Origin of the sequence: Variovorax sp. PDC80 (assembly GCF_900115375.1) — a bacterium.
In the GTDB taxonomy this organism is placed as follows: Bacteria; Pseudomonadota; Gammaproteobacteria; order Burkholderiales; family Burkholderiaceae_C; genus Variovorax.
In genome coordinates this window covers 649,045-662,138 of record NZ_FOWG01000003.1, presented here as the reverse complement: position 1 = coordinate 662,138, position 13,094 = coordinate 649,045, and the positions used below count along the sequence as shown (strand labels likewise).

At 70.2% G+C, this 13,094-nt stretch carries 13 protein-coding genes; 5 read left to right on the top strand and 8 right to left on the bottom strand.

Annotation, left to right across the window (positions count from 1 at the left end; translation table 11 throughout):
* Positions 1-127: 127 nt before the first annotated feature.
* From BM109_RS12945 to BM109_RS12935, 3 genes are all read right to left on the bottom strand, one after another.
* Positions 128-1,396, bottom strand: coding sequence for an acyl-CoA thioesterase/bile acid-CoA:amino acid N-acyltransferase family protein (locus BM109_RS12945; RefSeq protein WP_093343283.1), 1,269 nt, complete (start codon positions 1,394-1,396; stop codon positions 128-130).
* Between the two features lie 35 nt (positions 1,397-1,431).
* The gene (locus BM109_RS12940) at positions 1,432-2,211 is read right to left on the bottom strand and encodes an APH(3')-II family aminoglycoside O-phosphotransferase (RefSeq protein ID WP_093343282.1); all 780 of its coding nucleotides are present in this window, start codon (positions 2,209-2,211) and stop codon (positions 1,432-1,434) included.
* Between the two features lie 115 nt (positions 2,212-2,326).
* Positions 2,327-2,593 carry a hypothetical protein gene (locus BM109_RS12935; RefSeq protein WP_093343280.1) on the bottom strand — a complete coding sequence of 89 codons (267 nt, stop codon included), beginning with the start codon at positions 2,591-2,593 and terminating at the stop codon, positions 2,327-2,329.
* A gap of 223 nt (positions 2,594-2,816) precedes the next feature.
* On the opposite strand from BM109_RS12935, the gene BM109_RS12930 reads away from it, so the two are divergent.
* From BM109_RS12930 to ligD, 5 genes are all read left to right on the top strand, one after another.
* Complete coding sequence (locus BM109_RS12930; protein WP_093343278.1) at positions 2,817-3,086, top strand: hypothetical protein; 270 nt, start codon at positions 2,817-2,819, stop codon at positions 3,084-3,086.
* A 124-nt stretch (positions 3,087-3,210) separates the two neighbouring features.
* On the top strand, positions 3,211-3,438 hold the full coding sequence (locus tag BM109_RS12925; RefSeq protein ID WP_093343276.1) for a hypothetical protein: 228 nt from the start codon (positions 3,211-3,213) through the stop codon (positions 3,436-3,438).
* Positions 3,439-3,522: 84 nt separating this feature from the next.
* The gene (locus BM109_RS12920) at positions 3,523-4,530 is read left to right on the top strand and encodes a lysylphosphatidylglycerol synthase domain-containing protein (protein WP_093343275.1); all 1,008 of its coding nucleotides are present in this window, start codon (positions 3,523-3,525) and stop codon (positions 4,528-4,530) included.
* A gap of 233 nt (positions 4,531-4,763) precedes the next feature.
* Positions 4,764-5,288 carry a DUF4142 domain-containing protein gene (locus BM109_RS12915; RefSeq protein WP_177239327.1) on the top strand — a complete coding sequence of 175 codons (525 nt, stop codon included), beginning with the start codon at positions 4,764-4,766 and terminating at the stop codon, positions 5,286-5,288.
* Between the two features lie 13 nt (positions 5,289-5,301).
* Positions 5,302-7,848 (top strand): DNA ligase D, encoded by a 2,547-nt coding sequence (gene ligD / locus BM109_RS12910; protein ID WP_093343271.1) that lies wholly within the window; start codon positions 5,302-5,304, stop codon positions 7,846-7,848.
* A 19-nt stretch (positions 7,849-7,867) separates the two neighbouring features.
* Here the strand turns inward: ligD and BM109_RS12905 are convergent, their stop codons facing one another.
* From BM109_RS12905 to BM109_RS12885, 5 genes are read right to left on the bottom strand one after another with little or no spacing between them, the layout of a single operon-like run.
* Positions 7,868-9,094, bottom strand: a complete 1,227-nt coding sequence (locus BM109_RS12905; RefSeq protein WP_093343270.1) for a porin — start codon at positions 9,092-9,094, stop codon at positions 7,868-7,870.
* Between the two features lie 11 nt (positions 9,095-9,105).
* Positions 9,106-10,077: a quinone oxidoreductase family protein gene (locus BM109_RS12900; protein WP_093343268.1), complete on the bottom strand. Its 972-nt coding sequence runs from the start codon at positions 10,075-10,077 to the stop codon at positions 9,106-9,108.
* Between the two features lie 31 nt (positions 10,078-10,108).
* Positions 10,109-11,080: a Bug family tripartite tricarboxylate transporter substrate binding protein gene (locus BM109_RS12895; protein ID WP_093343267.1), complete on the bottom strand. Its 972-nt coding sequence runs from the start codon at positions 11,078-11,080 to the stop codon at positions 10,109-10,111.
* Between the two features lie 22 nt (positions 11,081-11,102).
* Positions 11,103-12,161, bottom strand: coding sequence for a beta-keto acid cleavage family enzyme (locus tag BM109_RS12890; RefSeq protein WP_093343265.1), 1,059 nt, complete (start codon positions 12,159-12,161; stop codon positions 11,103-11,105).
* 43 nt (positions 12,162-12,204) lie between these two features.
* On the bottom strand, positions 12,205-13,053 hold the full coding sequence (locus BM109_RS12885) for a TauD/TfdA dioxygenase family protein (RefSeq protein ID WP_093343264.1): 849 nt from the start codon (positions 13,051-13,053) through the stop codon (positions 12,205-12,207).
* Positions 13,054-13,094: the final 41 nt, after the last annotated feature.

Below are 13,094 nucleotides of genomic sequence, written 5' to 3'. Positions count from 1 at the left end.
TTGGCGGGGCTTCCCACCACATTGCCTGTTGAATAGGCAGGGGCTCCCGACCGTGCAAAAAAGACTGCGCCACCCCGCGGTTCCGTCCAAAAAATCGTGGTAGGGCGACGGAAATCCGGGGGCGGTTTCAGCGCTGCAGCGCATCACGCAAGAAGGCGAGCATGCGCGGCCACGAATCGCTGCGCGCCCGCGCATTGCCCTCGGGCGTGCCGCCCATGTCCATCGTTTCGCCGGATATCGCATGGACCGAGCGCGTCATGGTGGTCGGCGCGTTCGGCCAGGCGATCGAATGGCCGGCGCGCGGGTAGCTCAGGTGCTCGGCGCGGTGCGCGAATTTCTTTTCGAGCAGACGCTGCAGCGCGAAGTCGGCGAGATCGGTCGAGGGCCACAGGCCGTCGGCCTCGCCCGAGATCAGCAGCACCGGTCCGTTGATGTTCTCGACCCGGATCGAGCTTCGCTCCAGCAGCGCGGGATCGCGCAGCGGGATCAGGTACCAGTCGAAGCTGTCCTCGTGCGCGAGGCCCTGGGCGACGGCTTCGTCCCATTGCGCGTGCGTGAGCGTCGATGCGAAATCGATCTCCTCGCCGCCCAGCGTCCATGCGCCATGGCCGCTCGCCGGATAGGCGGGCCACACGATGCCGCTGGGCACATAGCCGATCACGCAGCCGATGGCGGGAAAGTGCGCGCCGAGCAGCAGCGCGAGTTCGCCGCCGCGCGACACGCCCACGGTGCCGATGCGGTCGGCCCGCACGCCGGGCTGTTCGGCCAGCCATTCGAGCGCCGTGCCGAAGTACTCGAGCGGAATGCGGTCGAGCGTGGGCGGCAGGCCCTCGGCCGCGAAGTAGGCCAGCGCGAGCGCGGCGAAGCCATGCGAGGCGAGCAGCGCGGCCATCTCCTGCGACCACGCCAGGCCGCCGTTCGATCCGCCGAGCACGAGCACGGCCGGATGCGGGCCCGCGCCCGCGGGTTCGAACAACTGGCCGACCAGGCCGCGTTCCCTGAGCTCCCGTTGCCGCACGCCGTCGCCGACATACACGCGGCGGATCGAGACCGAGACCGCGCTGCCGTCGCTCTCGCGCACCGCGCTGAGCGTGGCGGTCAGCGGATCGTCGTGCAGGCCCGCGATGCCGCCCATGCGCTCGGGCGGCACCAGCGCGCGCGACCAGAACAGGCCCATCGCGTCGGCGCGCTCGTAGCTGCCCGCGACCGGCGACTGCCGCGCGGGATCGACCGTGCCGCTGGCGTCGGCCACGAAGTGGGCCTCCGATTGCGTCACCTGGTGGCCGAAGCGGTTGCACAGCTGCAGCACGACGCGCTCGCCGGGTGCGAGACCGCGCAGGCGGATCTCCAGCGATTGGTCGACGAGGCACTGCGATGGCAAGGGATCGAATTTCATGCCCGCATTCTCCCCGCGCCACCTTCGGCGCACCTTCAGAAGAACTCGTCGAGCAGGCAGTAAAACGCGATGCGCTCGGCATCGGGCGCGATGCCGTAGCGTTCGAAGAAGGGCGCGGTCCAGCCCTCGCCGAGGTTGAAGCCGATGCTGCGTGCGGCCAGCGCGAGGTCCTGCCAGCGGTCGGCCACGCCGATGCGGCCGCAGTCGATGAAGCCCGTGAAGCCGTCGGCCGTTGCCATCAGGTTCGGCAGGCAGGCATCGCCGTGGGTCACGACGAGGTCTTCGCTCGCGGGCCGCGTCGCGCGCAGTCGCTCGAACAGATCGAGGGCGGTCCAGCCCGCGCGCTCGTCGTCGAAATCGCTCTCGTCGACCAGACCGGCCACGGCGCGTGCGTGCGCGTCCTCGATCCGGTATGCCAGGCGATGGTCGAAGGGGCAGGTGGCGACCGGCACCCGGTGCAGCAGGCGCAGCGCATCGGCCATGTGCACGACGATCTCGGCCGGGCCGAATGGGCCCGATGCGAGATCGCGGCCCGGCACGGCGCTCATCAGCAGCCAATGGCGATCGTGTTCGAGGGCCTGGTCGAGCACTGCGGGCGCGGGCAGGTCCTGGCGCGCGAGCCATGCGAGCCGCGCGATCTCGCCCGGCAGTTCAGCGAGGGGCGCCACGGGCTCGGACTTGAGGAACAGGAGCTCGCCATGAGCGGCCTCGATGCGAAACACATCGGCGCCCGATTCACCGATCGTCTGGCGCCGCCAGTGGGCATCGGCCAGGCGGGCGCGCCAGGCGTGAGGAAAAGGGGGCAGGGGATTCAAGCGCGAAGGACTCCAGGGGGTGGCGCGGATGGCGCGGCACGCATCGTCGTCGCTCGCGCCCGCCTTTTCAAGCAAGCCACCACCGGCCCGCGGGCCGTTGCGCGCTAGTCCTTCACTAGTCCTTCTTCGGCGCGTCGGCGTCGTCCTCTTCCGCGTGGCCCAGCACGATCTGGCCCTCGGTGACGAAGCGGTCGAACTCGATGCGCGGGATCGCGGCGGTCAGAGGATTGCCGTCCTCGGTCCAGGTCAGCACCACGCTGTCGTCCGCGACCAGCGCCTGGCAGACGCCTTCGGGAATGCGGATCTGCGGGCCATCGCCCGCGCGGAACTCGACCACGCCGGCGATGCGGGCGTCGAGGCGTGAAGTGGCGGTGGTATTCATGGTCGTGGAGGTCCTCGGGTTGGAAGTCCAAAGCCTTGCCGAAGACAGGGGGAGGCCCGCGTGGGACGACATCGCCGATGCGCGCAGGCGCAGCGTCGCGAGGCCTTTGGTGTTGTAGGAGGATTCCTGCATCGGGACTGGATTTCGTCCTCGCGGGCGCGCCCGCGCGAAGCGCTCTAGTCGGCGCGACGAAACAAGATGCAACCCGCTGGAGACAAGAGAGATGAACTTCGAAGGAATCTATTGCTTCGACACCGCCACGGTGCGCTTCGCGTTCTACCCGAACGGTCCGCAGGGCCAGCGCGTGCTGGCGGAGATCACGGAAGACGCGCTGCACGATGAATTCGGCGTGCGCGAGGGCGGCCCCCAGTTGCTCGAGGCCTGCCGCGCCTACTTCGACGCGATCGAGGCCAAGGCCCGGGAGCGTTATCGCGACGAGCCGCGCTGCCTGATCTCGCTGACCTCGGAAGACTTCATCCGCATTCCTCGCTGAGGCGGTCGCTCTCGCGGCGACGGTCCACGGCGCGTGTTGTCCTACGCGCCGGGACGGGCCGCTTTCCAGAATGGGAGACGCACCGCGTGCTTTCCCTCTCTCTCTTTCTGGAAGGAGAACCCTCATGGCTTCGAAGACCGATACCCGCGACCCCAAGGACACCAGCAAGCCCTTTCCGTTTCCCACCGCCGAGTCGCACGGCAAGCCCGCCCCCGAACACGACAAGCCCACCCACGAGGCACCGAGCGAGGACGCGCTCGACAGCGGCGTGGAGGAATCCTTTCCCGCCAGCGACCCCGTCTCGGTGACGGTCACCAAGGTCAAGCTGCCGCCGGGCAAGGCCGGTGCGTGATCCGGGGCATCGTTCCCGGACTACGCACACAAGCGCTCGCGGCGACTGTCGTGCATCCGGACCGGTCCCGATGATCGGCCCACGATGCCACAGACCGCCGCCACAGCCACACTCTCCCGCGAGGCGGACAGCACCGACGCCGCCTCCGTTCCCCAAGGCCTCTGGCGCCGCTGCAAGCGTTGGGCACTGCCCGTGCTCGGCATCGTGGTGCTGGGGCTCTTGCTCTCGCATGCGCACAAGGTCGACTGGGCCGGTGCCTGGCATGCGCTGCAGCGCTATCCGCTGTGGCTGCTGCTCGGCGTGCTCGCGCTCTCGACCGCCAGCCATGCGCTCTACGGCTGCTTCGACCTGCTCGGCCGGCTCCACACGCGGCACAAGCTCGGCGCGCTGCGCACCTGGGCCATCGCGGTCACGAGCTATGCCTTCAACCTGAACCTCGGCTCGCTGGTGGGCGGCGTCGCGATGCGCGCGCGGCTCTATGCGCGCGCGGGGCTCGACGAGGCCACGGTCGCGCAGATCGTCGGCCTCAGCCTTGCGACCAACTGGCTGGGCTACGGCCTGCTGGCCGGCGGCCTGTTCGCCGCGGGCGCGATCGACCCGCCGCGCCAGGCGCACCTGGGCGTGGTGGCCTTCCGTGCCATCGGCGTGTTGATGATCGCGCTCGCGATCGGCTACGTGATCGCCTGCGGCGTCGCGCGCGGCAAGCGCTGGACCCTGCGCGGGCGCAGCGTGCAGCTGCCCTCGGCGCGGCTCGCGCTGCTGCAGATCTCGCTGTCGGCCTGCAACTGGGCGCTGATGGGCGCGGCGATGTACCTGCTGCTGGGGCAGAAGGTGCCGTACGCGACCACGCTGTCGGTGCTGATGGCGGCCTCGATCGTGGGTGTGTTCACGCCCATTCCCGCGGGGCTCGGTGTGCTCGAGGCGGTGTACCTCGCGCTGCTGTCGGGCAGCGTGCGACAGGGCACGCTGATGGGGGCGGTGCTGGCCTACCGCGCGCTCTACTACCTGCTGCCGCTGGGCGGAGGGGTGCTGCTGTACCTGATGCTCGAGCGCCATGCATCGAGCCACCCGGCCGCGGCCGAGGCGGGGTGAGCACGGCGGTGTGCGCCTGGGCTTGTGCGCGCAAGGGGCGACTTCCTACGTTCGCAGCCGCATGGCGGGCGCAGCGTGGCCCCAGGTGGCCATCGACGGCCCGTGGCGAGCCTTCCGATGGCCTTGTCCTCCCATTGCAGATTGCGAGGTCCGGCATGCATTCCATTTCGACGTTCCGTCATTCGTCCCGAGGGCGAGCCTGCGCGATCGCGTGCGCCATCGTGCTCGGTGGCGTGGCATCCGCGCCCATGGCCTTCGCGGCCGAACCCGCTATGCAGCTTGCCCAGGCCGCCGCGGTGAGCGCCCCCGACCGCAGCCTGATGACCCTGGCCGCGGGCGCCGGCCTCTACGAGCTCGAGGTCTCGAAGCTCGCCGCCTCGAAGGCTGTGAGCGCCGAGGTGAAGGACTACGCGTTGATGCTCGCGAAGCACCACGGCGAATCGAACGAGGCACTGCGCCAGTTGGCCGCGCGCAAGTCGGTGCAACTGGTGGCCGAGATTCCGGCCGACAAGAAGGCGCGCATCGAGGCGCTGCAGGGTTTGTCGGGCGAGGGCTTCGACCGGGCCTATGTGGACCGCGTGGGCATCCAGGACCACGAGGCCGACATCCGCCTGTTCGAGAACATGGCGCGCGACGCCAACGATGCCGACCTGCGCGCCTTCGCCGAGAAGACGCTGCCGGTGCTCAGGACGCACCTGGACGCCGCGAAGACGATGGCGAGCAACCGGCGGCAGGCGCAGACGCCGGCGCCGCAGTGACACCCGCCCCCGCATGGCGCGCACCGCCGCACTGAAGCGCTACCAGGCCAAGCGCAACTTCGACATCACGCCCGAGCCCGCCGAGGGCGGCGAGTCGCTGCCCGGCGCGCTGCAGTTCGTGGTGCAGAAGCACTGGGCGCGCAGCCTCCACTACGACTTCCGCATCGAGATCGACGGCACCATGAAGAGCTGGGCCGTGCCCAAGGGGCCGAGCTACGACCCGCACGACAAGCGCATGGCGATGCATGTGGAAGACCACCCGGTGTCGTACAACGCCTTCGAGGGCGAGATTCCCGCGAAGCAGTACGGCGCGGGCAAGGTGATCGTCTGGGACAAGGGTTTCTGGGTGCCGCTGGGCAATGTGCGCAAGGACTATCGCGCGGGCCACATCAAGTTCGAGCTGCATGGCCACAAGCTGCGCGGCCGCTGGGCGCTGGTGCGCATGAAGGCGCGCAAGGAGGGCAGCGGCGATCCGTGGCTCTTGATCAAGGAGCGCGACGAGTTCGCGCGCGAGGCCGCGGAATTCAGCGTGGTCGACCAGTTCCCCGACAGCGTGGCCGCGCTCGCGATGCCGCGGGCGAGCACAGTGTCGAAGCCCGCCGCGAAGAAGGCGGCGCGAAAGCGTTCCGAGTGGCCCGACGGTGCCGTCGAGGCCGAGCCTCCGCCCAAGCTCGCGCCGGTGCTCGCCACGCTGGTCGACGGTCCGCCGCCCGATCCGGGCGACTGGGTCTACGAGATCAAGTTCGACGGCTACCGGCTGCTCGCGCGCATCGAGGGCAAGACGGTGCGTCTGTTCACGCGCAACGGCCACGACTGGAGCGATCGCATGCCGCACCTGGTGCGCGCGATCCAGCGCATGAAGCTGAAGCCGGGCTGGCTCGACGGCGAGATCGTGGTGCTCGACGAGGCCGGCCGCACCGACTTCCAGGCACTGCAGAGCGCCTTCGACAGCACGCGCACCCAGGACATCGTCTATTTCCTGTTCGACCTGCCGTACTACGACGGCCACGACCTGCGCGCCGTGCCGCTGGTCGAGCGGCGCGCGCTGCTCGAGCGGCTGCTCGCCGAGCCGCCGCCCGAGATCCGCTTCAGCGCGGTCTTCGACGCGCCGCCCGAGGACATCGTGGCCTCGGCCTGCCGCATCGGACTCGAGGGCGTGATCGGCAAGCGGCGCGGCAGCGCCTACCGCTCGCGCCGTTCGCCCGACTGGATCAAGCTCAAGTGCGCGCGCAGGCAGGAGTTCGTGATCGCCGGCTACACCGACCCGCAGGGCTCGCGCACGGGCTTCGGCTCGCTGCTGCTCGGCGTGCATGACGAACAGGGCGAGCTGGTGTTCGCGGGCGGCGTGGGCACGGGCTTCAACGAGCGCTCACTGGCCGAGATCTTCGCGCGACTGAAGCCCCTGGCCATCGACCAACGTCCGTTCAAGCAGCGCATCGAGAACGAGCGCCGCGCGCACTGGGTGAAGCCGGTGCTGGTGGCCGAGGTCACGTTCTCCGAATGGACGCAGGACGGCCATGTGCGCCACCCGGTGTTCCATGCGCTGCGCAGCGACAAGCCCGCGAAGCAGATCGTGCGCGAGGCGCCGGTGCCCGCGCGCGCGGCGGACCGGGAGCAGGCGAAGACCCGGACGAAAGGCCCGGCCGCCACCTTGCCCGCGAATTTCAAGGTCTCGCATGCCGAGCGCGTGGTCGATGCGTCGACCGGCATCACCAAGGTCGAGGTGGTGCGCTTCTACGGCCTGGTCGCGCCGCTGATGATGGAGCACCTGCGCGGCCGGCCGGTGTCGCTGGTGCGCGCGCCGCGCGGCATCGGCGGGCAGCTGTTCTTCCAGAAGCACCTCGAGGACGGCAGCATCGAGGGTGTGCGCCGGCTCGATGCCGCGCTGTGGCCCGAACATCCCGCGCTGATCGAGGTGGCGGCGGCGCTCGGCCTGCCGGGCGCGGCGCAGATGAACGTGATCGAGCTGCACACCTGGAACGCCGTCAAGTCCGCGATCGACAAGCCCGACCGCATGACCTTCGACCTCGACCCCGGCGAGGGCGTCGACTGGCCCGCGATGCTGCAGGCGGTGGAGCTGATGCGCGTGATCCTGGTCGAGCTCGGGCTCGTTCCTTTCTGCAAGACCAGCGGCGGCAAGGGCCTGCACGTGGTGGTGCCGCTGCGCCGCGTGCATGGCTGGGACGCGGTGAAGGATTTCTCGCAGGCCATCGTGCGCCACATGGCGCGCACCTTGCCGCAACTCTTCGTGGCGAAGAGCGGGCCTTCGAACCGCGTGGGCCGCATCTTCATCGACTACCTGCGCAACGGCTTCGGCGCGACCACGGTCAGCGCCTGGTCGCTGCGCGCGCGACCGGGCATGGGCGTGTCGGTGCCGGTGGCATGGGACGAGGTGCCCGACCTGCGCGGCGGCGCGCACTGGACCTTGCGCGACATCCACACGCGGCTCGATCGCGGCAATGCGCCGTGGGAGGGCTATGCGAAGGGGGCGCGCAGTCCGAATGCGGCGATGAAGATGCTCGGCTTCGACGCGAAGAAGGCCCGTGGCCGCGGCCGCTGACCCGGGACCCCCGGCGCGTTCAGAAGGCGTGCCGGATGCCGACGTCGTAGCCGGTCGCGCCGCGCGGCTCCATGCCGCCCTTGGTGACGTAGGCCGCCTGCGGAAAGATCGCCGGCAGGCTCAGCACCAGCGGGGTGACACCCATCACGCCCGGGTTGTTGTGGCCGTCGCGGATGGCTATGCGCGCCACCGTCGCATAGAGCGCGGTGCGCCTCGACAGGTTGTGCACGTAGCCCAGCGCCAGCTTGTCGACCGAGGCGCTGCCGCCGGGCAGGCCGTTGCCGTTGCTGAAATTCACGCGCGCGAACGAGGCGCGCACGAGGCCCGGCCCCACCGGCATGTTCAGGCCGGCGACGAAGCCGTCGTAGCGGTCGGTGGCCCGGCTGCCGAACAGGCCGGCGTCGTCGCGCGCATTCCGCACGCGGGACCATTCGCCGAACAGCTTCACCGCGCCGAAGTCGTAGGAGCCGCCGAGGTTCAGGCTCCTGATCTTCTCGCCCCCGGGCGCGGCGCTCACGAGCGTGCTCTCGCCGTAGCCCAGCGCCACGTCGGCCGGACCGCCGGTCCATCCCACGCGCGCGCCGGCATAGCGGCCGCGCCCGGACGGGCTGTCGCTCGCGTCGCTCGCCTTCACGTTCTCGTGCAAGGCGTACTGCACCTGGCCGTAGAAGCCGCCGAGCCCCGGCGGCAGGAAGTAGCCGAGGGCGTTGCTGGTGCGCAGGTAGCTGTCGGTGCCGGCGGAGAGCGCGCCGTTGAGCAGGCCGCCGGTGGCGAGCGCCCGCGAGGCGGCGAGGTTGCTGTTGACCACGGCGATCAGATTGGTGCCGACGCCGTTGACGCCGAAGGGATCGAACACGCCGTCGTTCCAGAACGAGGCGGTGTAGTCGCGGCCCAGGCGCAACTCGCCGAACGGTCCCGAGAGGCTCAGGGTGGAACGGCGGCCGAAGTTGCCGATGCCGCCGCCGTTGTCGTTGGCCAGCGGCGCCTCGAGCCAGAAGCCGGCCGCGAGGCCGCCGCCCAGGTCCTCGGTGCCGCGAAAGCCCAGCCGGCTGGACGCGTAGCCCGAGGGCGAGAGCGCGGTCTGGCTCTGCCTGACCTGGCGCGGCGCCGCGAGGCCCCAGGACCGGCTGCGGGTGCTGTAGTGGCTGATGCCGGCGTCGACGACGCCGAACACGGTGAGGGCGGATTGCGCGGCGGCACCGCCCGTGGCGGCCAGCAGCGACAGGGCCAGCGTGGTGGTCTTCATGGCGGGCTTCCTCAGGGGACCAGCACGGTCGATCCGGCCGTCTGGCGCGACTCGAGCGCGCGATGGGCCTGCGCCGCATCGGCGAGCGCGAAGCTGCGTTGCGGCTCGCTGACGATGCGCCCGGCCAGCACGTGGTCGAACAGCTCGCGCGCCATCTCGAGCATGTGGGCGCGCGGCTGGATGTAGTGCGCCATCGCCGGCCGCGTCATCCACAGCGATCCCTTGGCCGCGAGCAGCTGCGAGTCGATCACCACCGAGCCCGAGGAGGTGCCGTTGCTGACCAGCGTGCCGCGCGGCTGCAGGCAGTCCAGCGAATCCATCAGCGTGTCCTTGCCCACCGAGTCGTAGACCACCGGCACGCCGCGGCCGCCGGTGATCTCGCGCACGCGCTCGACGGTGTTCTCGCGCGCGGTCACGATGACGTGGGCGCAGCCGGCGGCCCGGGCGAGCGCGGCCTTCTCGTCGGTGCTGACGGTGCCGATCATCGTGACGCCCAGGGCGCGCGCCCACTGGCAGGCGATCAGGCCGACGCCGCCGGCGGCCGCGTGGTAGAGGATGGTCTCGCCGGCCTGCAGCGGACGGACCTGGCGGAACAGGTACTGCGCCGTCATGCCCTTCATCATCAGCGTGGCGGCGGTGCGATCGGGGAGGCCCTCGGGCAGCGGGATCAGCACCGCGGCGGGCATCACGCGGACCTGCGAGTAGGCGCCCTGCGGACCCGTGAGGTAGCCCACGCGATCGCCGGCCTTGACCTCCGTCACGCCGGGGCCGACGGCCTCCACCACGCCGACCGCGTCCGAGCCCAGCCCGTCGGGCAGCGCCAGCGGATAGCGACCGGTGCGGAAGTAGATGTCGATGAAGTTGACCGCGATGAAGCTGTGGCGCACGCGCGCCTGGCCGGGACCGGGGTCCGCGACCTCGACGTTCTCGAGCCGCAGGACCTCGGGACCGCCGGTCTCGTGGAAGCGGATGGCTTGGGGCATGGCGATGTCTCCTCGTCGTTCTGGATGGTCTTCAGTTCAGGCGGATGTCGTAGCGCTTGACGATGCCGGCGTTGCGGGTGAACTCCTCGCGCAGTTCGTCGCGTGCCTGCACTGGCGTGCGGTCGGCCATCGGCTCGAAGCCGGCGTTGGCCACGCTCGCGCGCACCGCCGGGTTGGCCGCGACCTTGCGCAGCGCCGCGTGGATCTTCTCGACCAGCGGCGCCGGCATCTGCGAGGATGCGATCACGCCGGTCCAGTTGGCGAAGTCGAGCGCCGGGTAGCCGAGTTCGGCGAAGGTGGGCACGGCGGGAAATTCGGGCAGCCGGGCCTGGGTCGCGACCGCCAGCAGCCGCACCCTGTTGGCGGCGATCAGCGGCCGGGCCGTGACCGAGCCGTCGAACATCAGCGGCACCTGGCCGCCCATGACCTGCGCCAGCGCGGGCGCGGAACCGGGGTAGGGCACGTGCTGCATGTCGAGCCCGGCCGCCTGGTTGAGGATGGCGCCCGCGTACTGCGAGGCCGTGCCCGCGCTGTAGGAGGCATAGGAGACCTGGCCCGGATGGGCCTTCACATAGGCGATCGCCTCCTTCGCGTCCCTGGCCGGGAACTGCGGCGAGGCGATCAGCAGCAGCGAGGAGCGCGCCATCAGCGCGACCGGCTGCACGTCCTTGAGCGGATCGAAGCCGCCCTTGAGCACGTGGGGCACCTCGGTGAGCACGTTGCTGGCGGTCATCATCAGCGTCTGGCCGTCGGCCGGCTGGGACAGCAGGTACTTGACGGCGATCGCCCCGCCGGCGCCCGGCCTGTTCTCGACCACCACCGGCTGGCCGATGTCGCGCGAGAGCTGGTCGCCCACGATGCGCGCGAGCACGTCGATGGTGCCGCCCGGCGGCGCGGGAACGATCATCTTGACCGGCTTGTCGGTGTAGGCATGGGTCCAGGGCGAGCCCAGCGCCGACGCGGCGGCGACGAGCAGGGCGGCGAGGTGCGTGAGGCGCGGCATGGCTGCTCCGGTGCGTGGAGGCTCAGGCGGCCTTGCGCAGGAAGCCCTGCTGGCCGCCGTTGCGGTTGGGCGCGAAGCCGTTGGCCCGCAGCGTCTCTTCCACCGTGTCGTGGAACACGCCGATCTGCGAGATCTCGCGCGCCTGTTGCGCGGTCGCGATCGGGCGGCCGAATTCGCGCGCGATGCGCACCAGCTGCTCGACCTGCGCGGCGGTGCCGATCTTGGCGGTGCGCGACTGGTTCCAGAGGTTGTCCTCGGTGCCGCAGCGCACGTGCAGGCCCATGGCGATGCCCATCATGTTGACCGGCAACACGTTGAGCACCGAGCTCTCCACCGTGAGCACCGCGCCGTCGGGCACCGCGCGCACGAAGTTCGCGAGGTTGTAGATGTTCGGCGCGTCCATGCCGCCGCCGATCGCGACCCAGTTGAGCACCAGCGGGCCCTTGTAGATGCCGCGGCGCATCAGCCGCTCGACCGACTCGAAGCTGTTGATGTTGTAGCACTGGAAGGCGCTCTGGATGCCCGCGGCGCTGAGGCGGCGGATGTGCTCCTCGGCCCAGCCCGGTTGCGCCGGCACCGTCATCTCCTTGTAGGCGTTGAAGACGACCGGGTCCTCCATCGAGGTGCCGCGGATGTCGCGCAGGTCGAACTGCTCGAGGATGTTCATCTGCGAGGTGTTGATCGTCACCGTGACCTGGTCCGGTTTGGGGTCGAGCTCGGCCAGCATGTGGCGCGTGTCGTCCGACAGCCACTTGGCGGCCGCGCCCTCGCTCTCGGGCGCGAACGAGATCGAGCCGCCGACCTGGATGATCATCTGGGGCACGCGGGCCCGCACGCCGGCGATCAGCTCGTTGAACTTCGACAGGCGCTTGGAACCCTTGCCGTCGAGTTCGCGCACGTGCAGGTGCAGCACGGTGGCGCCGGCTTCGTAGCAGTCCACCGCCTTCTGGATCTGCTCCTCCATCGTCACGGCGATCTCGCCGGGGAAGTCCGAAGGCAGCCAGGATGGCGCGTAGGGGGCGGCGGTGATGATCAGCGGCTGCTGGTTTTCGGGGAACAGGTGACCGTCTAGGAAGTTCATCGAGGGCTCCGGGGATGCGGGTGGTGCGAAGGGGAAGGGCGGATCAGGCGGTCGGCGTGCCGACGATGCCGGCGCGTTCCATCTTGCGGTGGCAGGGCGGGTAGTCCATCACCGCGTAGTGCTGCGTGGCGCGGTTGTCCCAGATCGCCACGCTGTCGGGCTGCCAGCGCCAGCGCACCTGGTATTCGGGGATGGCGGCCTGGTTGACGAGGTACTGCAGCAGCGCCGACGCGCCCTGCGTGAAATCCTGGCCGTAGCGCACGTTGGCGGGCGTGTGGAAGTTGGTGAAGTGCGTCGTGAAGCCGTTGACGTACAGCACCCGCTCGCCGGTCTCGGGATGGATGCGCACCACGGGGTGCTCCGCGTCGGGATAGCGGGCCTTGAGCGCGAGGCGCTGCGCGATCGGCATCGCCGCGCCGAAGGTGCACTCGATGCTGTGGCGGGCGCGCAGCGGCGCGATCAGATCCTTCACGTGCCCGGGCAGGCGCTCGTAGGCCAGCGCCATGTTGGCCCACATCGTGTCGCCGCCCACGGGCGGGCATTCGACGCAGCGCAGCACGCAGCCCATCGGCGGCGCCTCGCGCCAGCTGGCGTCGCTGTGCCAGCTGTTCTCGTAGCGGTCGTTGGGCGCGTCCGGCGTCTTGTAGATGCGCACCAGCCCCGGGTGCTCCGGGTCGCTGCCGGCGACCGGGTGGTCCTCCAGTTCGCCGAAGCGCCGCGCGAAGGCCACGTGCTCGGCCCGGCTGATCTTCTGGTCGCGCAGGAACAGCACCTTGTGCCGCAGCAGCAGCGCCCGGATTTCCTCGAACAGGCCATCGTCCCGGGCCGCATCGGCCAGGCTGACGCCACTGAGCTGGGCGCCGATGGCGCAGGTCATCGCTTCGATGCGCATGTCTTGTCTCCGTTCTTTTTTGCGGTCTGCCCGCCCCGGCC